Raw genomic sequence first — 25324 nt, 5'->3', positions numbered from 1 at the left:
CGGCGTATACCAAGTCCATGAGCAAGCAGCCGACGGGGCGACGGTGACGTCCCCGCGCATACTTATTAATGGCACGCCGGGCGATAGCGTATCGGTGCAGGACCGAGGCTTTCAGTACGGCGATGGTCTATTCGAAACGATCGCCGTGGACGACGGCATCCCGTTGCGTTGGGCGCGACATCTCCGGCGATTGCAACGCGGCGCCGAACGTCTGCGGTTACCGCTACCGGATGTAAATCTTTTACGCGTCGAAGCCGATTCGCTTTGTCGTCAATCGAAGCAAGCGGTACTGAAGCTCATCATTACTCGTGGTCCATCAGCGCGCGGTTATCGTCTACCGGAAAGCACGCAACCAACACGCGTAGTAAGTCTGTCGGCCTGGCCGGAACGGCGTGAGCCGGAAGGCGGCGCGTCGGTGCGTATCTGCCAGACGCGGTTGTCGTCGAATCCGCTGCTCGCCGGTATCAAACACCTGAATCGTTTGGAGCAGATACTTGCCCGTGCCGAATGGGCCGACGACTATACCGAAGGCCTGATGCTCGATGCGACCGACGGTGTGATCGACGGTATCTCCGCCAATGTATTTGCTGTTATCGACGGAGTCCTGACGACACCAGACCTGTCGCATAGCGGTGTTGCCGGTATCGTTCGCGAGGTCGTATTGGAACGGGCGGCGCTCCTCGGTATACGCTGGCGCGTGGCATCGCTTCCGCTCGATGAGTTGTTCCGCGCCAACGAAGTTTTTTTGACCAACAGCCTTATCGGTATTGCACCGGTAATGCAGCTTGAACACAGGGGATATGCGGTTGGCGAAATCACCGAAACGCTCCGGACAGACTTCAAAGACGTCGGCGCAGCGACATAAGAAAATGCCCAAGCTCAAGGTGTTCGGCGCTTTCGTCGCCGCGATTATAGTTTTGGTGATCGGTGCTGGCGCGTATCTCTACTGGACGTGGCATCATCCGTTAGAGCCGGGTACGGATACTTACCTAGTAAAACCTGGCACCAGCATGCGCGGCCTCGCGCAGCAGCTTTACGAACGTGGCGTTATACCGGAGCCGCACTCACTGCGTTGGCTCGGTTATGTTTCCGGTCGCAGTCGTCAGCTCAAAGCCGGCGAGTACCGGTTCCGTCCGCATATCAATGCTGTCGAGTTGCTCGACCAAGTCGTCGCCGGACGAGTCATCGAATATCCGGTGATATTCGTCGAGGGTTGGAATTTTTCGCAAGTTATGAAGGCGCTCGCGGCGGCACCCAAGCTAACGCAGACGCTGACCGGACTGACGCCGGCGCAAATCATGGCGCGACTCGGCCATCCGGAATTGCACCCGGAAGGGCGGTTTTTCCCCGATACTTATTATTATTCCACCGGTAGTACCGACCTTGCGATTCTCACGCGCGCATTTAAACGCATGCAGACGCGTTTGGAGGAAGAGTGGGAACGGCGCGCGGCGGATTTGCCGTTGCCGACAATGGATGAGGCGCTGGTAATGGCTTCAGTGATTGAGAAGGAAACCGGCGACGCCGCTGAGCGGCGGCAAATTGCCGGCGTGTTTATCAATCGTTTGCGTAAGCGTATGAAGCTGCAATCCGATCCAACCGTGATTTACGGTATGGGCGTGACCTACAACGGCAACATCCGCTTGGTCGATTTGCGGCGCGACAATGCTTACAACACGTATACCCGCTACGGCTTGCCGCCGACGCCGATTGCCATGCCGGGCGCGGAATCGTTGGCCGCCGCGCTTCATCCGGACGATACCGACGCATTGTACTTTGTTGCCCGCGGCGATGGTTCGCATGTGTTCTCCGATACGTTGCAAGAACATAACGCCGCCGTTATAAAATATCTGCTCGGCGGTAAGGCATCGGTCGGTCGATAATTATGACGGGTCTCTTTATTACATTCGAAGGCGGCGAGGGGGCGGGCAAGAGCACGCAGTTGCAGCGAGTCGCCGATTGGCTGCGTGCACAACAGCGCGACGTCGTCGTGACGCGCGAGCCGGGCGGGACCGAGCTCGGCGAGCGCGTTCGCGAGATCTTGCTGCATCATCGCGGATCGATGGCGGTTGAGACGGAAGTGTTGTTGCTATTTACCGCGCGCGCGGAACATCTGGCCGAAGTGATCAGACCGGCACTGGCCGCCGGCAAGATTGTGTTATGCGACCGATTTACCGATGCGACTTACGCCTATCAATGTGGCGGCCGCGCTTTCCCGCGCGCGCGGATCGCCGCGCTCGAGCATTGGCTGCAACAAGGATTGCGGCCGAATCTGACGTTGTTGCTTGATGTGCCGGTTGTGGTTGGTATGGAGCGGGCCGGGCGACGCGGCAGTTCCGATCGATTCGAGCGCGAACAGCTAGAGTTCTTCGAGCGCGTATCCGCCGAATACCGGGCGGCAGCGGAGCGTGAGCCGCAGCGATTTCGCCTAATCGATGCCAGCCGCAGCGAAGCCGAGGTAACGGTGGCGATCATCGCTGCACTTAAGGAAGTCGTTCATGGCTGAAATTGCGACCGCATCGACCTCCGGTACCTCGCCGCACCTCGGTTACCGCGAGCGTTTTCCGTGGCACACGACTCCCTGGAATCTTCTGGTACGCGACCTGGCGCGTCTACCGCATGCCTTGTTGCTGCAAGGCCCGGCCGGTCTTGGCAAAACCGCGTTCGCCTGGCGTCTGGCGCATACGCTGTTGTGCGCCGGTACCGGCGTTGACGCTGCGGCATGCGGGCACTGCGGTAGTTGTGAGCTGTTTAGTGCCGGCACTCACCCCGATCTCCTGGCGGTGAGTCCGATCGACGACAGTACGATCATCACTATCGACCAAGTGCGGGAAGTGCGCGAGTTTTTCGCACTGAAGCCACATACAGCGACACGCAAATTAGTCGTTTTGGCGCCGGCCGAGGCAATGAATGTCAATGCGGCTAACGCCTTGCTGAAAGTGTTGGAAGAGCCACCCCCGGGAGGCGTGCTGTTGTTGGTGGCATCGCAGCCGGCGCGGCTACCGGCAACCGTTCGCAGCCGTTGTCGCTCGATCTTTTTTCGGGCACCGGCTGAGAGCGAAGCCATCGAGTGGTTAGTTGCACAGGGCACCGTCGTTGCCGATCCCGCTGGACTAATTAAGCAGGTAGGTGGGGCGCCCCTACGCGCTTTGGCACAACTGAAGACGCCGCCATCGGCGAACCTGTCGGAGCTGACCCAGGACCTCTTAGCCCTCAAGAGCGGAAAGGACAACCCGCTACGGGTCGCTACTCGCTGGAAGAGCGCCGGCGGCGTTGCCTGCCTGGAATGGCTGCAACGCCATCTCACCGATCAAATCCGGAGGGAAATGCTAGCCGGGGAAAAAAATAGCCATAAGGTAAAGGACTTATACAGCTATTTTGATGCTGTCTCTGAAGCCAAAAACCTGCTTCCGGGACCACTCGACGAAACATTATTGCTGGAAGATTTGCTGATCCGCTGGTGTCGCACCTCCACTTGAATCGACTAAGCTTGAAGCACTGATGAGTACCGAAACTCCACCCAAAGGCCCAACGGTAGTTCCGCCGCCGGCCCCGTCTACCGCCCGTCCTGGGGTCCTGTCACTAACGATCAAAGACAAGAACGCGCTTTATGCCGCCTATATGCCGTTCGTGAAAGGCGGGGGCATCTTCGTTCCGAGCAGCCGGCCGTACAAGCTTGGGGAAGAGGTGTTCATGCTGTTGAGCTTGATGGAAAGCAAAGAAAAGATCCCAGTCGCCGGCCACGTCGTCTGGATTACGCCCAAAGGCGCACAAGGCAGCCGTACCGCCGGTATCGGCGTTCAGTTCAGCGAAAAGGATGCGGGGTTGGCGCGTTCAAAGATCGAAACCGTACTCGGTGGGTCGTTGAATTCTGAGCGCCCGACCCACACAATGTAACGGTGCATTTCGTCGATTCGCATTGTCATCTCAATTTTGACTCCCTAGGTTCCGATCTTCCCGCGGTCCTCGAGCGCGCCAACGCCAATGGCGTGCAGCACATGTTGTGCGTATCGGTGACGTTGGAGAAGTTTCCGGAGGTAAGGGCGATCGCGCACGCCTATCCACATATTTTTGCTTCCGTCGGTGTGCACCCGGATGAAAAGGAAGGTCGCGACCCGACGGCGGAAGAGCTCATCGCGTTAGCCGACGATCCGCGCATCGTCGCTATCGGCGAGACCGGCCTCGATTATTTTCGCAGCAAAGGCGATCTTAGCTGGCAGCACACCCGTTTTCGGCATCACATTCGCGCCGCCCGCGCTACCGGTAAGCCGCTCATCATCCACACCCGTGAAGCCGCCGCCGATACGATTCGCATCATGGCGGAAGAAAATGCAGGTACCATCGGTGGGGTAATGCACTGCTTTACCGAGAGCTGGGAAGTCGCACAGCAGGCGTTGGATTTAAATTTTTATATTTCACTTTCCGGCATCGTTACTTTCCGCAATGCTGAAGCGCTGCGCGATGTCGCCCGCAAAGTGCCGGCGGATCGGCTGTTGATCGAGACCGATTCACCTTACTTAGCGCCGGTGCCGTTCCGTGGCAAGACCAACGAACCGGCGTATGTACGCCACGTCGCCGAGTGTGTCGCCGAAGTTCGCGGCGAACCGCTCGCCGCTATCGCCGAACAGACCACGCGCAATTTCTTCACGCTGTTCAACAAAGCAACAATGTAGCTTGGGCAGCGAGCTCGGAGTCGTGTTGTTATTCCGCCGCCCAAGCCAATGCTCGATCGAGCTGTTCCAATGTCGTATAGAAATTCGGCGAAAAACGAATTCCACCGCCTCGCGGCGCGCAAACGACATTGCGTGCCTGTAGCTGCGCGTGTACCTCCGTTGCCGGTCGATGTTGATGGCGGAACGTCACGATGCCGGCATAGCGACCGGGCACGGACGACGTCATCAAGCCAAGATTTGCATGACGCTTAATTCCTTCAAATAATCTTTCCGCTCGTAGCAAGACCCGTCGTTCGATTTCCGGCAAGCCTATCTCCAACAATAACGACACGCTGGCGGCGAGCGCATAAATACCGACCATATTCGGGCTGCCGCACTCGAACCGGCGCGCCGACCGCGCCGGTTGCCAATCGGTACGCGTGTAATCACCGACGGCTTCGACCATGTGCCAACCGTATTGATGCAGCGCTAGCCGCTCGCGCCATTCGGCACGGCAATAGAATACGGCGATGCCTTCCGGTGCGAGCAGCCACTTATGGGCATCGGCCATCAGAAAATCGATGTGCATCGCTTCTACATCATGCGCAAAGACACCGAGCCCTTGAATCGCATCAACGCATAGGGCAATGCCACGCGCTCGGCAGAGTGCGCCCAACTTGGCGAGATCGATACGCAAGCCGCTGGCATATTGCACCGAGCTGATTGCCAGCAAACGCGTGCGCCGATCGGTAGCTTCGAGCAACGCTTGCTCAGGATCGGTCTTGTCGCGCAATGCCACCTGACGTACTTGCACGCCGGCTGGTGCTAACGACTCCCAGACGACGCGGTTCGACGGGAACTCTTCATCGCTGATAACGACGTTGTCGCCAGTGCTCCAGGGGAATCCGTGCGCCACGACCGATAGCGCCTCCGACGTATTTTTAAGAAAGGCGATATCGTCCGGCGACGCGGCATTGACGAGCTCGGCACATAGGCGGCGAGCGGCCCGTTCGGTCTGCATCCACTCGGGATAATGTTGTGCACCGTTACGGACATTCTCTTCGGCGAAGCGCTTGACGGCCTCGCCGGCGCGCCGCGGCCAAGGCGCGACAGCGGCGTGATTCAAATAAATTAAATCGGGCGCCTGCGGAAATTCGTGAGTCAACAGCTGGTCGATCGTCATGAAGCTCTCTAGCGATGGGTCTGATCGATCATATCACCGCCGAAAATTCAGGGTCAGGTGTTTCCAAGGGTGCTGCTGGAAACCTTCCGGCAGGCATCAACGCAGGAGCAGCAACATCTCGATCACATAAAGAGGTGGGCACGAGCAGAGCGTGCGGCGGAAGATGTTAATTTCGTTCCTTCTCCTCCTCCGCGGAAATGGAGTGGGGGAAGGCCCAGTTGTTTCCCCTATCGACACTCAGTAGTTTCTCTTATCAGGATTTTTCTGCGTAGATAAAGTGAAGGACATATTGCATATTTAGGTATTAATAATTAATTACAATCCGTTGTCGCGCTTATTACGCGGAATCGTCGGTGTGTAAAAACAATTAGAAAGGGAAGAGCGCTAATGAGCGTATTGTTAGTTATCTGTGACGTCAGCGATCCGGACAAGCGCACGAAAATCTTTAACACGATTAAAAGGCGTTACCGTAGTTGGACGGCGTTATCAGAGTCGTGCTGTGCGATATATACTCCATTGCTCCCGATAAAGGTTTACGACGATTTAAAAATCTTTCTTAACGCCGACGATCAACTCTACGTCATTCAGCTAGCCAAGCCCTATACCGGCTTCGGTCCGCGCAAAACGACCGAATGGTTGAGCGATTATCTGCCGGTACAGTCAAAAAACTAACCACGCCGTTTCCGGCGCTCCACGGAAGGAATTCCTCAACTAGGCTTGACGTAGGAGGAATGCCCGGGACGTATGACAACGCGCGAATACAATTTCGACGGTATCGTCGGGCCGACCCATAACTATGCCGGTTTGTCCCGTGGCAACGTCGCGTCTACCGAAAATGCCAAAGCGACATCAAACCCGCGACAAGCGGCGCTGCAAGGATTGGAAAAGATGTGGGCGTTGGCACAACGCGGTATCGCCCAGGCGGTTTTGCCGCCGGTCGCGCGACCGAATATCGAACTGCTGCGCACGCTCGGCTTTAGCGGCGATGATGCGCAGGTGCTACAGCACACCGCCCGATCGGAACCACTACTGCTGGCCGCTGCCTATTCGGCATCGTCCATGTGGACCGCGAACGCGGCCACGGTCAGCCCGTCGGCCGATACCGGCGACGGCCGTTTGCACCTTACCGTCGCCAACTTAAACAACAAGCTGCACCGTTCGCACGAGCATCCACAGACCTATCGGATTCTGCAGGCCATCTTCGGTAACCGCGAGTACTTCGAGGTGCATTCAGCATTGCCCGGTACACCGGTGTTTAGCGATGAAGGTGCTGCCAATCACTCGCGCTTCGCTAAATCCTACGGCGGGCCTGGCGTGGAACTATTCGTCTACGGCAAATCGGAATTCGAACCGGGGGCAGTTGCGCCAGTGCAGTTCCCGGCGCGACAAACGCTCGAAGCGAGCCGTGCTGTCAGTCGCCGTCATCAGCTCGCAGAATCCACGGTGGTCTTTGCCCAACAAAATCCAGCGGCGATCGATCGCGGCGTGTTTCACAATGACGTCATCGCCGTCGGCAATCTGGATATGTTGTTCTATCACGAAGACGCCTTCTTGGATGAGACAATCACGTTGGCAGCGTTGCGCGCGGTTGGTAAACGCCTCGATTTCGACATCAAGCCGCTGCGAGTGACGCGTCGGCAGGTGTCGTTGGACGATGCGGTAAAGAGTTACCTTTTCAACAGTCAACTGCTACAACGATCAGACGGCAAGCAGTTGTTGGTTGTGCCCAACGAGTGCGAGGAGACGCCGAGCACCCGTGCGCTACTGGCATCGCTAACAGTCAGCGGTGGGCCAATTGCAGAAGTGCTCACTTTCGATTTGCGGCAAAGTATGCGCAATGGGGGTGGGCCGGCATGCCTGCGGTTGCGTGTGGTGTTGACCGAGACCGAACGTCAAATGCTGCAAGGCAACGTCATTCTCGACGAGCCACTTTATCGAGCGCTGAAAGATTGGATAACGCGGCACTATCGCGATCGTTTGGTATTCGCCGATCTCGTCGACCCGCAGCTTGCGATCGAAGTGCGCGACGCACTTCAAGAACTCGAATCGTTATTGCGACTTCCCGGTATTCTGCTCGCTTAACCCTGTTGCTCGACCAGCCTGGGCGCAAGTTCTATGTTTCGCCATCGCCCCACAAATGGAGTGAGGCGCCGGATAAAAAGAATCCCGGCCGCGCCAACGCAACTCCTGTCACTTCTCGATCACCAGATCTGTCAGCGGTTTACTGCAGCAGATCAAGATAAACCCCTGATCGATTTCGCGCTGGCGAATCCCGCCTTTATGCACCATATCAACTTTGCCGGACGCAAGCTTGCATTTGCAGGTACCGCACATGCCTTGCGCACACGACGCCGGCAGCCGCAAGCCATTGGCGCGTGCCGCGTCGAGAATGTTGGTTTGCGAATCGCAGTTCACGGTACGCCGGCTTTTTGCGAAATCGATGGTAAATTGCGCCTGCGCTGCCGTCGCCGCTGGCACGGCTGGTGGTTCGGCGTTGGTCGAGGCCGCTTCTTCGAACGAGAAGCTTTCTTGGTGGTAATGCGATAAATCGAACTCGGACTGGGCAAGCATTTCCTTGACCGCCTTCATGAACGGCCCGGGTCCACAAGTGAACACTTCGCGCTCACGAAAATCCGGGGCAATCAGTTGCAACGAGGCGGGCGAGAGGTAGCCGGTGTAGCCGCTCCATTCCGGTTGTTTGCCGCGATTCTCGCAGACGAAAGCGGTGCGAAATTTCTGCATGTGACTTGCCATCATTTCCAGCTCACGCTTGAAAATGATGTCGTTCGGCGTGCGCGCGGCGTGCACGAAAACGATGTCTTGATCGTCGCCGAACTCGTAAAACGCGCGCGCCATCGACATCAACGGTGTGATACCGCTGCCGCCGGACAGGAACAGATATTTTTTTGCCGGTTTGTTGACGCAGGTGAAGTCACCCGCCGGTCCGAGCGCACGCACGCTGTCGCCGACGCGCAGATTGTCGTGCAACCAATTGGAGACTTTACCGCCCGGTACCCGCTTCACCGTGATCGAGATCGTATCCGGCCGGGTAGGGGCGGACGAAATGGTGTAGCAGCGATTGATGCGGTCGCCGTCGATTTCCAACTCCAGCGTGATGTACTGCCCGGGGCTGAAACGGAACAGCCGCGGTTCCGGCGCCCGGAAGAAAAAGCTTTTGACGTCGTGCGTTTCCTGCTGGGTGCGGCAGCAAATCAAATAGTCGTCGCGCTCGCCGTTCCACGACGTCGGCACTTGCGCCAAAAACTCTTGGGTCAGACGGGTATCCAATGCTTGCATGGGTTCGAGCTCTAGAGTGCGGCGCGTAGCCGCTTGATGTACCAGCCGCAAAACTTTTCAACTAAGTCTTCGGTGTACGGCGACAACGGACCCGGTTGATAGGCTTTGCTACGGACGCCGCGCTGCGCTTGCTCGACCAGCATGCGGTCCTGATCGTTGGTGGCATTCCAAACTGCCATCAGGTTTTCCAAGTTGTAGTCTTTGCCTTCGATCGCGTCTTTATGCACCAGCCACTTGGTACGCACGAGCGTGGTCTCGGCGGTCAACGGCAACACCGAGAACGTGACGATGTGGTCGCTCATGAAGTGATGCCATGAATTGGGCTGAGTCCAGAACGACAGGCCGCCGAGATCGGCACGTTTGAAGTCGCCGAGCAGATGGCTGCACGCGACTTTCGAATCGAGTGTTTGCGATTCATGCGCGCGATCGAGAGGTAAGCGCATGGTTCGGAAGCCGGTGACGCGGTCGTTCAGGTGTTCGAGCTCACGCGACGGCAGGCCATCGGCCTCCCAGCGCGCATGGTTTTGCGCGACCGTCGATTCAAAGTTGTTCAGCAGCTCGGCGTGTTCTTCGGTCGGTGCATAGCCAAAGCCGTATTCATAAACCGAAATCGTCAACTCCGGATGGTTCGCGCGGCAGTGATAGCACTCGCGGTTATTCTCCATCGTCAGCTTCCAATTGCAATGCTCGACGATGTCGACTTGTGCCGCGATCTTGGTGTTGGCGATTTGATGCGGTAACAAGTAGGGCTCCATCTGCCGACGCATTTCTTCAAAGTCGACCGGTGGATGTTCCGCTAGGCAGATAAACAGCAGGCCGGCAAGATTGCGTAAGTGCACCGTTTTCAGGCCATGCTTGCAGCGGTCGAACTGCTCACCCATGTGCTCGGCCGAGATCAGTTCGCCGGTGAGGTTGTAAGTCCATTGGTGATACGGGCACACCAAGTTACCGACGACGCCTTTCGATTCATTGCACAACCGTGCGCCGCGGTGGCGACAAACATTGTGGAACGCGCGGATCTGCATATCGTCGTCGCGCACGATCAAAATCGACTCATTGCCGATTTCAACCGTGAAGTAGTCACCCGGCTCGGCGACGTCGGGCTCGATGCCGACGTGGATCCAGTGGCGACCGAAGATTGCGTCCATATCGAGGTCGAATACCTCGCGGCTGGTATAGAACGGCGCCTCGAGGCTGTACCCCGGTTTGCGATCGGCGATCAGCGCCGGCAGATCTACTGTCGTTCGTGCCGGCGTCGGTTCTACTCGATGTAACTTGTGTACCGTCATCGTAAAAGTCCTGAAGCTATTAAATAGAAGTTCAACGATCGAGCGCGTTAATGCAGTACCGGGCGCTCTGTGACTTCGGCAGCGGACACGATTGCAAACGTGGTCGTTGCCGTTTTAATCACAATTAGGGTGCCGGTATCCGTCATGACAATGGCCATGGCGAAATCATTCGCGGCGTCCTTTTCCTTGAGTGCTGACATAGACATAACTTGTCTCCTTCCAGGCGTGGCTACTCATTCGCGCGTGCGGCGACCTCACGCAACCGTGCTGAGCGATTTCAGTGGAGGAGTTAAAGACGGATGCATCCCTGACAACCATCTGCATCGCCCACCGCGATACTAATTGCTATTCACCCTAGGCCGGTCTCCGGGCTCACGAGCTGGATGTTGTATCCTTGACTAGCGCCTTCCCGTGCTATTACACAGTGGCGTGCTGCTAGCCTTGCTCGTTTACCGTTGCGGGGGCAGCGTCGGATTTGCTGAAGTAAGCGCACCGAACTTCCCGTTTCATTCCCGCGGATGAATATCCTGGGAATACCTAGAGCGCTAATACCTACACAGTCTAGGGGCGCGAAAAAAAAACGACGAGCTGGCGGGCGGCGTTGTCTTGTCTGAACGCGTCGTCACGGCGTCGCTGATAGATATCCAGGAAGGTAGGGACGGGGGTCAACTTAACGTTCGACCTTTACACCTTTTCGTAAGACCCTAGATATAAACCACAGTTTCCGAATCGACCATTTACGTGTGCGCGATTCGATCTGCCTGGTCGCCGATTTGTCCGAGTCGCCTGCCCAGCGCTATATACAGTGGCAATCCCATTTCGATTGAATCTCACGCAGTTTGTTGGTGGGTGAGCAGGCTGAAGTCGAGATCGCCGGGTTCAAGCTTGGCGATCAAATCAATCGGAAATGGGAGCCGCTCAACGGGTTTACTTGCGATTCGAAAGACGACGTCTTCGAGGTGATGATCGATGATGATGTCGATCATTTAATTTACCAACCAAAAGACATCTATGTCGAAGAGGAGAGCATTGCACTGAGGTCGGTAGAAATTGTCGATTGTCGATAAAGTCCGCAAGAATCGTCAAATCGACCTGTGTTATTAATAGTGATCGCTTCTGGAAAATGATCGACGACAATGACAAAAACGAGCTTGCGGACCCATTACGAAGAACGGCTGAATCGAGTCACGGCCTACATCCACGATCACCTCGACGACGATCTCGATCTCCATAAACTCGCCGATATTGCCTGTCTGTCGCCGCATCATTGGCACCGGACCTATCACGCGCTGTATGGCGAAACGCTCGCCGCCACCGTCAAGCGTTTACGCTTACACCGCGCCGCCGGTTACTTGGCGCAAACGTCGATGGCAATCGAGCAGGTCGCCGAAAAATCCGGCTTCGGCAACGTGCAATCGTTCACTCGTATTTTCAGCGCGACCTACGGCATGCCGCCGGCGCAGTACCGAAAAAATGGCAGCCACACACAGTTTCAACCCCAAAGGCAGACAACAATGAATACGACGTACGACATCGCCATCAAGACCGTGCCGACGACCAAAGTAATTGCGGTCGAACATATCGGCGGATATATGCAAATCGGTAAAGCGTTCGACACCCTGTATGGTTGGTTAGGCGCGCGTCAATTAATAACACCAGGGATGAGATCCGCCGGCATTTATTTTGACGACCCTACAGCTGTTGCTGAAGACGAGCTGCGATCGTGTGCCTGTGTTATTACCAACGAAAACGTCACCGTAGAGCTACCGTTAAAGTCTGTAGAAATCGCCGGCGGCCGTTACGCGACATTGCGACACAAGGGTCCGTACGCCGACATGCGCGCTGCCTATCAGTGGCTTTACGGCGTATGGTTGCCGCAGTCGGGCGAAGAGGCAGCAAACGCGCCGATCTTCGAGGAATACCTCAACAATCCACGCGACACGGCACCGACCGAGTTGCTGACCGATATTTATTTACCATTGCGTTAACTAACAATGAAAAAACGAAGATCGTGGGCCGATAAACTGAATGATGCCAAACCGCACAAGGTCATGCCGGCGCCGATCGACATCGCCGGCATGAAGGCAGGGCAGATAATGCTAGTTCCGTCGGCCCAGATCGTCGACGCTTTCATAAGACGAATACCCCGGGGCAAGAGCATCGATGTGAAAACCTTGCGCCTGAAGTTAGCGCGCAACTACCGCGCCGAAGTGACATGCCCGATCACGATGGGCTTTCACTTGCGAACCGTAACCGAGGCGGCTTACGAAGCCTTGGAGCAGGGCGCGAAGTTGATAGAGATCACCCCGTTCTGGCGAGTGCTCGATGAACATACGCCGACGGCTAAAAAGCTTTCCTTCGATGTGACATTCATTACGCATCAGCGTAAACGTGAGCGTATCGCACCATGCCTGGACGTATCTCGTCCGCGGAAACGTTGACGTTTCCTTGGCCTAGTCAGCGGCGAAGAGTTTAAACCAAGCTATTGCCGTGTCAGAGAAATTAATACGGTTCCCGGATTACGCTTTGTTCCATCCGGGCTACGGGTTTTGGTGACGGTTTGAAGCAACTCGCGTTAGCCAATTTAATGCCCCCATGCCCGCTACCCGCCCGCTGGCGAAACAGGCGGTGAGCAAATATCCACCGGTCGGTGCCTCCCAATCGAGCATCTCGCCGGCGCAAAAAATGCCCGGCAGTGAGTGCAGCATTAAGTTGGTATCGAGCGCTTCGAAAGCGATGCCACCGGCACTGCTGATTGCTTCGTCGATAGGGCGGGGCGCGATCAGTCGCAGCGGTAGCGCTTTGATCGCCGCCGCCAACCGAGCGGGATCGGCGAAGTCTTGTTTCGACAGCAGCTCCCACAGCAATCCGGTTTTTACGCCTTTAATGCCAATGCGACTCTGCAAGTGACTGGACATCGATCGGGTAGCACGTGGGTGGGCAACACCTTTAAAAACACGTTGCAGATCCCAATCCGGCATTAGGTCGAGATGAATAATGTTGGATCCGTCGGCGGCAATTCGGTCGCGCAGTTGCGCGGCGAATGCGTAGATCAAGCTGCCTTCTACGCCGGTGGTCGTGACCACGAATTCGCCGCGTTGCCGATGCATAACACCGGCCGCATCCGTAAAGCTAACGGCGATAGATTTCAGTGGCTGACCGGCGAAGCGTGTACGAAAATGTTCGCTCCAGCCGACGCCGCGGTTGGTATCAACGTCGAATCCACAGTTCGCCGGTTGCAACGGCGTGATAGCGATGCCACGTTGTGCCAACAACGGCACCCAGGCACCGTCGGAACCGAGTCGCGCCCAGCTGCCGCCGCCGAGTGCCAGTACCACGGCCTCCGCTTGCACTAATCGCTCGCCGGCGGTGGTCGCGAAGCGTAGTGCATCGTTATCCCAACCGCACCAACGGTGGCGCACATGAAAGTTCACCCCCGCCTGACGCAACCGATGCAGCCACGCGCGCAATAGCGGTGCTGCTTTCATATCGGCGGGAAATACGCGGCCGGAACTACCGACGAATGTTTCGATCCCGAGCGTCCGTACCCACTGGCGCAATGCATCGGGTCCGAAGGCGCTGAGCAGCGGCTCAATCTGGGCACGACGTGCGCCATAACGCGAGAAAAAAGCGTCGAGCGGCTCGGCGTGGGTGATGTTAAGGCCGCCTTTGCCAGCCATTAAAAACTTGCGGCCCACGGACGGCATGGCATCGAACAGATCGACGCGAACGCCGTTCTGAATCAAGACTTCCGCCGCCATGAGACCGGCCGGACCGCCACCGATAACAGCGACTAATGGGGCGTAAACATTAATGGGAGACGTCATTTGTGTCATTCGGTAGGGAAACTGTCGAAAAAGGCGATCCTATCAATGTTCCACAACATCCGCGTCGGCTTTCCGTCGCGTCTAACGATTAATTCGGTCTGCCGCGTCGCATCGACGCAACGGCATGTTCATTGCAAACGTCGGTATGGGGCGGTCCCGCCTAAAAGGATCCGCTCGCCTACAAAAAACGGACATCATGGAAGCAAAGCAGACCAACCACGACAGCGTACCCGCACCGCCGCCACGAACGATCGGCTGGCTCGGTACAACCGCGCTCGCGTTGGGTGGCAGCAACACCAGCCTGTTATTAATCACTGTGCTCTTTATCGGCCAGGCAGAATTCCTGGGCCAGGGGAGTGCGGCGGTTCCGTTGTTGATCGTCGGCGTCGTGCTCGGTTGGGCGGCGACGCCTGGTTGGACCGAGCTGACATTGATGTACCCAAATCGTGTCGGCGGTATCGCCGCTACCTGCGCGCACGCATTCCGGCCCTATAGCCCGGTGCTCGCCGCGATCACCGGTGTTTGTTATTGGTGGGGATGGGTGTGCGGCGTGACGGCGATTTTAGCGGCGTCGGCGATTAACTCGTGGTATCTGCCCGACGTCTCGGTAACGGCGCTGGCGATTGGGTTACTACTGTTTTTCACCGTCGTTAATTTATTCGGTCTCAAATGGGCGGCTCGACTTGCGGTACCGCTCGCTGGTCTATCGGCATTGCTGGCATTCGTTTCCGGACTAACGCCGATGATCGCCGGTGAGGTCGATTGGCGGCAGGCCACCACGTTTCACCTGACGACACCGTTTGCCGGTTGGTTCGGCGAGCTCACCAGCTTGATGGCTGGCCTTTATCTCGTCGGTTACTGCGGACCGGCGTTCGAAGCGGTGCATTGCTACGCCGGCGAAACGATCAACCCAACGAAGAACGTGCCGCGCGCGGTCTTCGCCAGCGCCGCCTTGGCCGGTATTTTTTTTATCGTCTTGCCCGTCGTTTGGTTAGGCGCGCTCGGGCCGGAAGCACTCGGTAAGGATCTGGCGTTAATCCTCGGGCCGACGTTCGCACCGATATTCGGCGCCGCCGCCAAAGCGGTCGCTATTTGGTTTCTGGTCGTCAGCATGTGCTCGACAGCGTTACAGCCGATCGCCGGTGCGTCGCGCACCTTGTCGCAATTGGCGGACGATGGCTTGCTACCGCGCGTGCTTAGCCGGCGCTGGTACAACGGCACACCGTGGGTAGCGACGCTGTTGACGGGCGGCATGGGTATCGGCTTCGTGTTGCTCGGGCAACCGGTTTGGTTGATCGCTGCAACCAACTTTACCTACTTAATAGGCATCGCCTTACCAAGCGTTGCCGTCTGGTTACTGCGCCGTAACGAACCGCACCACCCGCGACCCTATCGCGCGCCGCGCGGGACCATCGGTCTTGGGCTCGTGGCCGCCGGCGGCTGGGGTATTTCGGCATTGTTAGGATTCGAGCAATTCGGTCTGCCGACAGTCATCGTCGGCTTGGCGCTCGCTTGCTCCGGTTCGCTGCTGTACGCGTGGCGCCGCTATTCCGATCGGCGGCGCGCCGGTTTGCCGCCGGTCGCGCGTACGCTGCACCTTAAGTTGACCGGTGCCATGTTGTTGGTGTTGCTGCTCGACGGCGCCGGTTACTTGCTGGCGGTCAGTGTCGTGCCGAAAACCGAAGCGGCGTTACTCGCCGGGCTCGCCGATATTTTTGTTGCCGTCGCGATGCTGACCATCGGTGTCGGTTTGATTTTACCGGGCATGATTGCGCATTCGGCGGTCGAGGTTGCCAATGCCGCGCACGTCCTGGTCAAAGGCACACTGGCTGATTTTTCCCGCGCGATGCAGGCCTTGGCGAACGGCGATCTCGACGCGGCGCACGCGCGTGTGACGATTACGCCGGTGCGCGTCCGCTCGCGCGACGAGGTGGGCGATATGGCGGAGGCGTTTAATTCGTTGCAGCTCGAGGTGAGTAGGGCAGCGATCGGCCTCGATGGCGCCCGCGAAGGATTACGCGAGGCGCAGCAAGCGTTGACCGAGGTCAACGCCAGCCTCGAGCGGCGCGTACAAGAAATACTCGAATCGATCGACAACATCGTTTGGTCGGCATCGTCCGACACGAACGAATTGCTCTATCTCAATCCGGCCGCAGAAAAAGTCTACGGCCGACCGATCGGCGATTTTTTCCGCGACCAGCTATTGTGGGACGAACGTGTTCATCCCGACGATCGCCAACTGGTGCGCGATGCGCGCATCGGATTGTCGATCAATGGATCGGTGACGTTGGAATACCGGATCATCCGGCCGAACGGCGAAGTGCGCTGGCTGGAAGATAAAGCACGGTTAACGCGAGACAACACCGGCAAGCCGATCCGTATCGACGGCGTAGCGAGCGATATCACCGAGCGCAAGACGCATGTCGCGCGCGTCGAGTACATCGCCAGTCACGACATGCTGACTGGGCTTCCCAATCGCAACCTGCTCGACGACCGCATCAGCGACGCCATCGCCCGCGCGCACCGAAGCGATCAACGACTAGCGTTGCTGTTCCTCGACTTGAATCGATTCAAGCTGATCAACGACACCTTCGGCCATCCGGTCGGCGACGGCCTGTTGAAAGTCGTTGCCGTGCGGCTCACGGAAATCGTTCGCGACGGCGATACCGTCGCTCGATTAGGCGGCGATGAATTCGTCATTCTCTTGTCGAGCCTGAAGCACATCGATGAGGCGGAGCATGCAGCGGTACGAATACTCGACGCGTTCTCCCGCCCGTTCGAGGTGGACGGCCGCGAATTCCATGTCACGACCAGCATCGGTATCAGCATCTTTCCCGAAGACGGCAATGAACCGGTTATGTTACTCAAGCACGCCGATGCCGCTATGTACCGTGCCAAGGAGGAACGGCGTGACGGCTTTCAGTTCTATACCCGCGACTTGGGCGCACAAGCGCGCGAGCGCGTCGATCTCGAAAGTGCGTTGCGCCTGGCGGTCGAGCGCAAGCAGTTCGAGCTGTACTATCAACCGCGGTTCGATCTCAAGAACGGAAAAATCTGCGGCATCGAAGCGCTGATTCGCTGGAATCGCCCTGGCCACGGAATAGTCGTACCGGAACAGTTCATTGCCATTGCCGAAGAAATCGGTTTGATTACACCTATTGGCGAATGGGTCTTACAGACAGCGTGCGCGCAATTGAAGGCATGGCATGTCACCGGCCATAACCAACTTGCGCTGGCGGTTAATTTGTCGGCACGACAACTATTCCGCCAGGATGTACCGCAGCTGGTAAGCCGAGTTCTCGCGCAAACCGGCGTACGCGCCGAGTATCTGGAATTGGAACTGACGGAAAGTACGCTGATTCATAATGCCGACACCGTCATCGCAACCTTACGCGCGCTGAAATCGATCGGGGTGTCGCTGTCGCTGGACGATTTCGGTACCGGATATTCCAACTTGCGTTATCTGCGGCGCTTTCCCATCGATCTCATAAAAATCGATCAGTCGTTCATCGTCGACCTACCGGATAACGAAGAAGCGGCGTCGATCACGCGAGCCATCATTGCCTTGGCCAGTTCGCTCAAGCTCAAGACCGTCGCCGAGGGCGTGGAAACCGAGGGCCAACTGAAGTTTTTGATCGAGCACGGTTGCGACGCTGTTCAAGGTTTTTACTACAGTCAGCCGTTGTCTGCCAAACAGATGACCGAATTGCTGTGCAATCACGCGCCGGCACCGATGACGGCGAGGACTGGGTGCCATCGGCAGTAACGAGCATTAGCCATTCGTGTCGCCAACTGCTGTTGCTCGATGCCCGGATAAGGGCAGGGGATGGTCATCGGAATGCGATTCACTACCGCATGAACCACTTTTGCACGTGACGATCCAAACGGACCGCTGCAAGGGCCTCTGCAAGCATTCAACGGCGCGTCGTGCCACCTCCTGCGTTATTTCGTGTCCTACCGACGGTAATACGTTCGCCGTAAAGTTCGCCTGCAGGGCTTGCAGCCGTTTGCCGGCATCGATGCAGTTTGTAACAGGGATTACCGGATCGCTCTCACCATGAATCAAATGCAAAATCGTTTGTGTTGGCGCCGAACTCGGCAATTTTGCATAACGACCTGATAGCGCGAGCACCTGACCGGCAACTCCGTCCTGTGCGACGCTAGCTTCGAGCGCCATGATGGCGCCTTGCGAGAATCCTAACAGTACAGTTTGGGATGGTGTCACAGTAAACGTCGCCTGCCAGCGTTGAACAGTGTCGAGGAACTGCGGCATAACGGCGGCGACTCGGGTGGGTCGATTGTCTTCAGTAACGTTGCGTACCGAGAACCACTGGTTACCCGAACCCAGATCAGAGGCATACGGCGCCGCCACGGATACTATTGCCGCCTTTGGAAAGAAGGTGGATAACCATTGGCCGAACGGATACATCGACTTAGCATCGGCGCCGACGCCATGAAACAGCAGGATCAGCTGCTCCGCCGGTGTCGTTGGCGTTCGCACAACAATAGATTCATCTTTCATAGGCATGACTCCGGTTAATGCTCCAGCCAGGCACGCAATCGCCGCGTCAGCCATGGCATCCATACGAACGTCATCGCTAACGTGCCGAGCCCACTGGTTAACACCAGTCGCACTGACAGCGGCAAGCTTCCCAACGATGTTCCGCCAACCGCGTAGAGCGCGAGCAACGTCGGATATAAAGCCGCCCAGCGCAGTAACCACAGTTTCCATTTCGGCGACGCGGTTTCCTTTGGGCGGCGACACGTCGGCAATAGATTGGTTAATGGCGACGCCGTTCCACTCATGACGCATGTCCTTCTGTCGTCGATCCCCACGCGTAGGATTCCATCGACAACACGCCATAGGTAAAGCCACCATCGATCACCGTCGCTGGCGTGGTCGACTCGGCGGCGCCGAGCGCAATGAGCAACGGCAAATAGTGCTCGCTGGTGGGGTGCGTCCGTTGTGCATGCGGTGCTCGATCGAGCGCATGCGTCAGCGCGTCGACGTCGTTGGCGACTACCTGCTGGCGTATCCAGTGCGCGAACTCGATCGCATATGGCGCGCTATCGGCGGCGCCGGCGCGTAGCTCATAGAGGTTATGTGTCAGGCTGCCGGAGCCGATCACCAGCACACCGTCACGTACGAGCGGGCGCAGCGTCTGGCCAAGCTGATACGCACCCGGACCGTCGAGCGATATCGGTAGCGATATCTGGAACACCGGCACGTTTTCTTCCGGGAACAAGTACATCAACGGTACCCAGGCGCCGTGATCGCGGCCGCGCTTGTTGTCATAACTGACCGAATGGCCGCCGGCGGCCAGCAGCTCGCCGACTTTCTGTGCCAGTGCCGGATGGCCGGGTGCGTCATAACGCAACTGATACAACGGCGCCGGGAAGCCACCGAAGTCGTGGATGGTCGACGGCATCGGCGTGGTCATCACGGTGACATCGCGCGTCATCCAGTGCGGCGAGACGATGAGCACGGCCTTCACATCGCCAAGCTCGCGTCCCAGCGTTTGTAACAACGGACCGGCGCGACCCGGCTCAGCCGCGAATGTCGGTGCGCCATGCGAAACAAATAAGGTGGAATGTGTCATTGTCTTGTTCCTCGTCTTGTTCCTCGTGCCCGAATCTCTACGATTCGGGCACGAATCGTTGCTCCGTTTTAATTATGTTTACTCAGGCGCGGGCGATCCACGTCGGCGCAATGTCAGTACCGCGACCGGCACCGTAGCCGAAGTAAATATTCAACCCGGCCAACGGTTCGAGATAACGGGCGTTCTGTAGACCGCCAGCGTCGACCGGCTCGAAGCCAATGCTCTCGATAATTGCGTGCGCGGTTTGCTTGGCGCGTTCGCTGTTGCCGGCATAGAACACCGGTACCGTGTTGCCGTGACCGAAGTCAGCGCCGTCGGCGAGCACCTGCGCAAACACCGTGTTGAACGCCTTAACCACTTCAGCTTGCGGAAATGCTTTTGCAATCTCTTCGCCGGCGGACGTGTTATGGCCGATCGTCAGGCCCATGTAATCCGCGGTGAGTGGATTGGTGATGTCGACGATCACCTTGTCGGTGAGATCGCCTAAGGCGCGCAACGCCGGTATCGCATCGGCGTAACCGGTGGCGACGAACACGACCGACGAATCAGCGAGTGCCTGGTCGATGCTGGCGGCACTGACATTCGGGTATTGCGCGGCCAACGCCTGCGCTTTGGCCAAATCTTTCGCCGTCACTCGCACGCAGTGACCGGCCGTGGCCAGTTGCTTGACGAGTCCCGAACCCATGTTGCCGGTGCCGACGATGGTGATGTTCATAACGTTTCTCCGGTCGATCATCTGTTATTGGTTTTGGCGGTAACGACTGTCCCGACCATGGACCGAACTGTAGAGGTATCGTTTTTTAGGATAAATAAGATATATTGAGATTAACTGTTCCGATTTTCGAGACTAAAGAGCCTTCAGATGGACAAATATCGAGAAATGCAGTCGTTTACCGCGGTGGTCGATGCCGGCAGTTTTGTCGGCGCTGCCGATACGTTGGTGACATCGAAGGCGGCGATCTCGCGCCACGTCGTCGATCTCGAACAACGGTTGGGCGTGCGTTTACTCAACCGTACGACCCGCAAGCTGTCGCTCACCGACGAGGGCCGTACGTTCTACCAGCAGTGCAAAGAAATCCTCGGCTTTATCGATGCCGCTGAAGCCGAAGTGAACTCGCGCACCGGCGAGGCGAGCGGGTTGTTGCGACTGAACGTACCGGTAAGTTTCGGCATTCAACATTTGGCGCCGCTGTGGGGAAAATTCACGGCGGCTCATCCAAAAGTAAAATTGGATCTCTCATTGTCGGACCGAGCCGTCGATTTAGTCGAGGAGGGTTACGATTTGGCGATTCGCATTTCGCGATTGCCGAGCTCGAGCTTGATCTGCCGCAAGCTGGCGTCGACACGAATGGTGGTATGTGCATCGCCGCAATATCTGCGTCGACGCGGTAAACCAAAACGCCCGGAAGATCTCGCCGATCACGACGTGATTTCCTACTCCTATTGGTCGACACAAGATGAATGGCAATTCGAAGGTCCAGCGGGACCGGTGAGCGTTAAGACCCATCCGCGGATCTACGCCAACAACGGCGATACTTGCCGGGCGGCGGCGCTACTGCATCAAGGCATCGTGCTGCAACCGACGTTTTTAGTTGGCGATGATTTACGCGAAGGCCATCTAATCGAGTTGCTCGCGGAATACCAAACGGTCGAGCTGGGGGTTTACGCGCTGTACGCCTCCCGAAAACTGCAACCGTTAAAGGTAAGACTGCTGATCGATTTTCTGGTAGAGGCGTTTCGCCGACCGAAGTGGCCGGACTGATTCGGTCGGCGGTTAACGGATTAGGACGCCATCGTTGGCAGGGATTGCGCTTCATCGCCGATTGGCGATGAAGCGCTCTCGCCGCGCATCAATAAGCTCAGCAACAATGCCGTCAAGGCGGCGCACAGAATCACGAAATAAACCGTGGAGAACGACCCAAATAGCTGCTTCGTCATCCCGCCCGACAAATTGCCGATTACACCGCCAACACCGGCAAGCACGTTAGTGACGCCCGATAATGTCGTTGCACCGGCGCCACGAAAGGCGACGCTGATATATGCCGGAACTAGTCCATAAATAGCGTAGAACGCCAATCCGAAACCGGCGGCGCCGGCATAAATTAGATTTACCGAGCCGTGCTGCCAAATTGCCAGCGCCGACAGGCTCAAAATCAAATACGTCAACACCATTGCCCAGCGAATGGTGATGCGATCGGCGAGTGCGCCGATGACAATGCCGCTGAACATTCCGACTAAACCGATAACGCTCCAGCTGCGTGTGGCGACCTCGATCGAAAGGTTAAGCTCCTCGCGTAGAAACGGTGCCAAATAATTTTGCATGGGCGCACAAGCGAGTGCGCTCAGAAACATCACCGCCATGAGTGCAAGCGCGGTCGGCTGTTTAAGAAGCCGCCATTGCTTAGTATTTATGCCGGTGGAAGATGGTGTAGCCGCGGCCGCGGGGGAGGCCGCATTTTCGCGCGTCCCTAAACGCAATACGGCCCAAACAAAGAGTACTGACGTTACTAAACCGACAACAAGCCAAAGCGCTCGCCAACCGTATTGTGGTACCAGCCAAGGCACTAACAACCCATTAAGAAAAACGCCATATGCCGTACCCGATGACATGAACCCGAGCGCCTTGCCCTGATGTTGCGGCGGAATCAACGCTTGCGAAACCGCCACCATCGGTACCCACACCGACGCCGCGCATGCGCCAAGAACCGTTAACAGCAACCCGGCTACCAAGGTCGTCGGCGCCACCGACAGCGCTAGCAACGACACCGCACATATTAATACAGAAAATAAAATAACCCGCTTCGGACCTAGCACCGGCGCCAGTAGGCCGCTGGCCAGCGCGAACAGTAAGAAGCCGACTTGCGCAGTTCCGGTAATGACGCCGACGACGCCGTAGTCGAATCCGAGGCTCTGCCGCATGTCCGGTACTAACATCGAGAAAAGATAAATGCCAAACCCGTAAGTCGCGGCAATGAACGCGGTAAACAACACTGTTACTTCGATGGCAGTAATCGGGCGATCAGGCGTTGATGGCATCGTCGTTTTTTATTTCGTTGTTAGGGTTTAGTTATCCTGCGGCGACGCCGGCATTACAACAATTGATTAAGTTAATGACACACTTGAGGAATTTTCAGGTGTTGTAAAGCCGACGCCGCGGTTGGGTAAGGTCCGCTTTATGCAGCAAATAGGCACCGATGTGCCAGGTAGGCTGCACCGGAGAGTTTATTGTCGCCGCTTCGGCGACTAACCTGCTGAAGGTAGACGCCCAACATGAATTCGCGGATCGAGTTAAAAACGACAAGTGATGCCTCGACCACTACGCTTCATGACTCCACTATTCTGATTGTCGACGACACCGCCTCCAACTTGCAGGTAGTGACAGCGCATTTGGAGGAAGAGGGCTTTCGCGTCGTTATTGCCCGCAACGGCGAGGAAGCGCTACGACTCGCCGGCTCGATTCGGCCGGATCTCGTGCTGCTGGATGTCATTATGCCGGGCATGAACGGCTTCGAAACTTGCCGCCATTTGAAGGCGAATGAAGCAACCGCGAATATTCCGGTCATCTTCATGACAGCGCTCACCGCCACCAACGACAAAGTCACCGGCTTCGAGACCGGTGGCGTCGACTACGTTACGAAGCCGTTCCAGATCGCCGAGGTGCTGGCGCGGATCAACACCCATCTTGCCTTGCGCCGCATGCAACAACAGCTGGCAGCACAAAACGTACAACTTCAACAGGAGGTTCAGGAACGGCGACGGGCCGAAGAGGCGCTGCGTGTCTCCGAGGTTCGTTATCGCGGGTTGTTCGAGACGGCGAACGACGGAATTCTATTGCTCGATTCGGAAACCGGCCAGATCAACGACGTAAACACTGCTTTCATAAAAATGTTTGGCTATAGCTACGAGGAATTTCTCGGCAAAGCGCTTTGGGAAATCGAACCGTTCAAAGCTGCTCCGTCGTTCCAAACGTTCTTTGAGCAGATACATGGCGACGAGACGGTTTGCTTCGAACAGCCGTTATTGTTAACCAAGAGCGGCGCGCGCATCGACGTCGAATTCGTCGGCAATATTTATCAGGTCGACAATGCCAACGTCATTCAATGCAACATCCGCGACATTACCAAACGCGCGCAGGCCGAAGAACGCATCCGTTACATGGCGACACATGATGCCTTGACCGGCCTGCCGAATCGCGCGCTGCTGGCCGATCGCGTGCGCCTGGCCATTGCCCAAGCGCGACGCCAGCGCCAGCAGGTGGCGCTGCTCTTTATCGATCTAGATCATTTCAAGTACGTCAACGATTCGCTCGGCCATACAATCGGCGATCAATTGCTGCAGCTAGCAGCGACGCGATTACAGAGCTGTCTGCGCGAGAGCGACAGTATTGCCCGCCTCGGCGGCGACGAGTTCGTGGTCATGTTGCCCGGTATCAGTCAAAACCAGGACGCAGCGGTCGTTGCCAAAAAGATTATCGATTCGATATCGCAACCTTTTGCCGTCAATGATCAAATGCTGCACGTGAATGCCAGCATCGGCATCAGTTTTTTTCCGACCGACGGCGGCGACGCGCAAGCGTTGATCGGCGCGGCCGATGCTGCGATGTATCACGCCAAAGAAAAAGGGCGCGGCAACTATCAATTTTTTACGCCGGCGCTCAACGCCGCCATGCAGCAGCGCGTGACATTGGTCAACCGATTGCACTACGCGCTCTCGAACAACGAATTCGTCCTGCACTATCAGCCGCAGGTGGACATGCGTAGCGGCGAAATCATTGCAACCGAAGCCTTGCTGCGTTGGCAGCCGCCGAACTCACGTATGGTTCCGCCGTTGGAGTTTATCCATGTTGCCGAAGAAACCGGTCTAATCGTTCCGCTGGGTGAATGGGTGTTGCGACAGGCGTGTGCGCAATTAAAACATTGGCGCGACAACGGCCAACCGAATCTGCGCATGGCGATCAATCTTTCGGTGCGGCAATTCGACCAACCGCATTTTCAGCACACCCTTACCGACATTCTGAATGAGACGGGAGTGCCGGCGTCGGCGCTCGATCTGGAGATTACCGAAAGTTATCTGGTCCGTCAGGTCGCACAAGATTTGGTGATTCTCGACGAGCTGGCGGCGATGGGTGCGCAGATCACGATCGACGACTTCGGCATGGGTTACTCGGCGTTGTCCTATTTCCAACGTTTTCCGATCCATGCACTAAAGATCGATCGCTCATTCGTCAGTCGCATCGGCCGCCAATCGAATGACACGATTGTGACGACTATCATTGCCATGGCTAAGGGACTGGGCCTGCGTGTGATTGCCGAAGGTGTCGGCAATCAAGAGCAGGCTAGCTTCTTGACGGTGAACGGCTGTTGGATCGCGCAGGGTTTTTTCTATAGTCGGCCGGTCCCGGCGGATATGTTCAGCGAATTTCTGCGTACCCACGTAACGGCATGTTCGGTTCGCTAGTAGTTGGTGCCCGCCAGTC

At 57.0% G+C, this 25324-nt stretch carries 24 protein-coding genes and 1 riboswitch; of the genes, 14 read left to right on the top strand and 10 right to left on the bottom strand.

Annotation, left to right across the window (positions count from 1 at the left end; translation table 11 throughout):
* Positions 1-58: 58 nt before the first annotated feature.
* From pabC to HY308_18100, 6 genes are read left to right on the top strand one after another with little or no spacing between them, the layout of a single operon-like run.
* A complete protein-coding gene (gene pabC / locus HY308_18125) occupies positions 59-865 on the top strand; it encodes an aminodeoxychorismate lyase (protein ID MBI3900185.1) in 807 nt (268 codons plus the stop codon).
* Between the two features lie 4 nt (positions 866-869).
* On the top strand, positions 870-1883 hold the full coding sequence (mltG, locus tag HY308_18120) for an endolytic transglycosylase MltG (GenBank protein MBI3900184.1): 1014 nt from the start codon (positions 870-872) through the stop codon (positions 1881-1883).
* Between the two features lie 2 nt (positions 1884-1885).
* Positions 1886-2506 carry a dTMP kinase gene (locus tag HY308_18115; protein ID MBI3900183.1) on the top strand — a complete coding sequence of 207 codons (621 nt, stop codon included), beginning with the start codon at positions 1886-1888 and terminating at the stop codon, positions 2504-2506.
* Positions 2499-3479, top strand: a complete 981-nt coding sequence (holB, locus tag HY308_18110; GenBank protein MBI3900182.1) for a DNA polymerase III subunit delta' — start codon at positions 2499-2501, stop codon at positions 3477-3479. Before HY308_18115 ends, holB begins: the two co-directional genes overlap by 8 nt.
* A 22-nt stretch (positions 3480-3501) precedes the next feature.
* Positions 3502-3897, top strand: coding sequence for a PilZ domain-containing protein (locus HY308_18105; GenBank protein MBI3900181.1), 396 nt, complete (start codon positions 3502-3504; stop codon positions 3895-3897).
* A gap of 2 nt (positions 3898-3899) precedes the next feature.
* Positions 3900-4673 carry a TatD family hydrolase gene (locus HY308_18100; GenBank protein MBI3900180.1) on the top strand — a complete coding sequence of 258 codons (774 nt, stop codon included), beginning with the start codon at positions 3900-3902 and terminating at the stop codon, positions 4671-4673.
* A 28-nt stretch (positions 4674-4701) separates the two neighbouring features.
* Here HY308_18100 and HY308_18095 read toward each other — a convergent pair whose 3' ends face one another.
* Positions 4702-5835, bottom strand: coding sequence for an aminotransferase class V-fold PLP-dependent enzyme (locus HY308_18095; GenBank protein MBI3900179.1), 1134 nt, complete (start codon positions 5833-5835; stop codon positions 4702-4704).
* A gap of 387 nt (positions 5836-6222) precedes the next feature.
* Between HY308_18095 and HY308_18090 the strand changes: the two genes are divergently transcribed.
* A complete protein-coding gene (locus HY308_18090; protein MBI3900178.1) occupies positions 6223-6507 on the top strand; it encodes a hypothetical protein in 285 nt (94 codons plus the stop codon).
* A gap of 72 nt (positions 6508-6579) precedes the next feature.
* Positions 6580-7917 (top strand): N-succinylarginine dihydrolase, encoded by a 1338-nt coding sequence (gene astB / locus HY308_18085; GenBank protein MBI3900177.1) that lies wholly within the window; start codon positions 6580-6582, stop codon positions 7915-7917.
* Between the two features lie 108 nt (positions 7918-8025).
* On the opposite strand, the gene HY308_18080 is transcribed toward astB, so the two are convergent.
* Genes HY308_18080 through HY308_18070 form a run of 3 tightly spaced genes read right to left on the bottom strand, consistent with a single transcriptional unit; the run spans position 8026 to position 10627 of the window.
* On the bottom strand, positions 8026-9132 hold the full coding sequence (locus HY308_18080; GenBank protein ID MBI3900176.1) for a hybrid-cluster NAD(P)-dependent oxidoreductase: 1107 nt from the start codon (positions 9130-9132) through the stop codon (positions 8026-8028).
* Between the two features lie 11 nt (positions 9133-9143).
* Entirely contained in the window at positions 9144-10421 is a 1278-nt protein-coding gene (locus HY308_18075; GenBank protein ID MBI3900175.1) for an aromatic ring-hydroxylating dioxygenase subunit alpha, read from the bottom strand.
* Between the two features lie 47 nt (positions 10422-10468).
* On the bottom strand, positions 10469-10627 hold the full coding sequence (locus HY308_18070; GenBank protein MBI3900174.1) for a hypothetical protein: 159 nt from the start codon (positions 10625-10627) through the stop codon (positions 10469-10471).
* A gap of 133 nt (positions 10628-10760) precedes the next feature.
* Positions 10761-10977, bottom strand: a riboswitch (cobalamin riboswitch).
* 289 nt (positions 10978-11266) lie between these two features.
* Between HY308_18070 and HY308_18065 the strand changes: the two genes are divergently transcribed.
* The 3 genes from HY308_18065 (at position 11267) to HY308_18055 (ending at position 12862) form a co-directional block, all read left to right on the top strand.
* The gene (locus HY308_18065) at positions 11267-11488 is read left to right on the top strand and encodes a DUF5335 family protein (GenBank protein MBI3900173.1); all 222 of its coding nucleotides are present in this window, start codon (positions 11267-11269) and stop codon (positions 11486-11488) included.
* Between the two features lie 69 nt (positions 11489-11557).
* On the top strand, positions 11558-12409 hold the full coding sequence (locus tag HY308_18060) for a GyrI-like domain-containing protein (protein MBI3900172.1): 852 nt from the start codon (positions 11558-11560) through the stop codon (positions 12407-12409).
* Between the two features lie 6 nt (positions 12410-12415).
* The gene (locus HY308_18055; protein MBI3900171.1) at positions 12416-12862 is read left to right on the top strand and encodes a hypothetical protein; all 447 of its coding nucleotides are present in this window, start codon (positions 12416-12418) and stop codon (positions 12860-12862) included.
* Positions 12863-12961: 99 nt separating this feature from the next.
* Here the strand turns inward: HY308_18055 and HY308_18050 are convergent, their stop codons facing one another.
* Complete coding sequence (locus HY308_18050; GenBank protein MBI3900170.1) at positions 12962-14248, bottom strand: TIGR03862 family flavoprotein; 1287 nt, start codon at positions 14246-14248, stop codon at positions 12962-12964.
* Between the two features lie 196 nt (positions 14249-14444).
* Between HY308_18050 and HY308_18045 the strand changes: the two genes are divergently transcribed.
* The gene (locus tag HY308_18045) at positions 14445-18014 is read left to right on the top strand and encodes an amino acid permease (GenBank protein MBI3900169.1); all 3570 of its coding nucleotides are present in this window, start codon (positions 14445-14447) and stop codon (positions 18012-18014) included.
* A gap of 6 nt (positions 18015-18020) precedes the next feature.
* On the opposite strand, the gene ypfH is transcribed toward HY308_18045, so the two are convergent.
* From ypfH to HY308_18025, 4 genes are all read right to left on the bottom strand, one after another.
* Positions 18021-18770, bottom strand: coding sequence for an esterase (ypfH, locus tag HY308_18040; GenBank protein MBI3900168.1), 750 nt, complete (start codon positions 18768-18770; stop codon positions 18021-18023).
* A gap of 14 nt (positions 18771-18784) precedes the next feature.
* A complete protein-coding gene (locus HY308_18035; GenBank protein ID MBI3900167.1) occupies positions 18785-19054 on the bottom strand; it encodes a hypothetical protein in 270 nt (89 codons plus the stop codon).
* Positions 19051-19848 (bottom strand): dioxygenase, encoded by a 798-nt coding sequence (locus HY308_18030; GenBank protein MBI3900166.1) that lies wholly within the window; start codon positions 19846-19848, stop codon positions 19051-19053. The genes HY308_18035 and HY308_18030 overlap by 4 nt, the downstream gene beginning before the upstream one ends.
* Before the next feature lie 82 nt (positions 19849-19930).
* Entirely contained in the window at positions 19931-20563 is a 633-nt protein-coding gene (locus HY308_18025; protein MBI3900165.1) for an NAD(P)-binding domain-containing protein, read from the bottom strand.
* A 147-nt stretch (positions 20564-20710) separates the two neighbouring features.
* Here HY308_18025 and HY308_18020 point away from each other — a divergent pair, with 147 nt between their 5' ends.
* On the top strand, positions 20711-21610 hold the full coding sequence (locus HY308_18020; GenBank protein ID MBI3900164.1) for a LysR family transcriptional regulator: 900 nt from the start codon (positions 20711-20713) through the stop codon (positions 21608-21610).
* A 20-nt stretch (positions 21611-21630) separates the two neighbouring features.
* On the opposite strand, the gene HY308_18015 is transcribed toward HY308_18020, so the two are convergent.
* Positions 21631-22884 carry an MFS transporter gene (locus HY308_18015; protein ID MBI3900163.1) on the bottom strand — a complete coding sequence of 418 codons (1254 nt, stop codon included), beginning with the start codon at positions 22882-22884 and terminating at the stop codon, positions 21631-21633.
* Between the two features lie 234 nt (positions 22885-23118).
* Here HY308_18015 and HY308_18010 point away from each other — a divergent pair, with 234 nt between their 5' ends.
* Positions 23119-25305, top strand: a complete 2187-nt coding sequence (locus HY308_18010) for an EAL domain-containing protein (GenBank protein ID MBI3900162.1) — start codon at positions 23119-23121, stop codon at positions 25303-25305.
* Positions 25306-25324: the final 19 nt, after the last annotated feature.

The organism is Gammaproteobacteria bacterium (assembly GCA_016199745.1).
Lineage (GTDB): Bacteria > Pseudomonadota > Gammaproteobacteria > Acidiferrobacterales > Sulfurifustaceae > JACQFZ01.
Note: the sequence above shows the minus strand (reverse complement) of the source record. Positions and strands in the feature narration are given on the sequence as shown.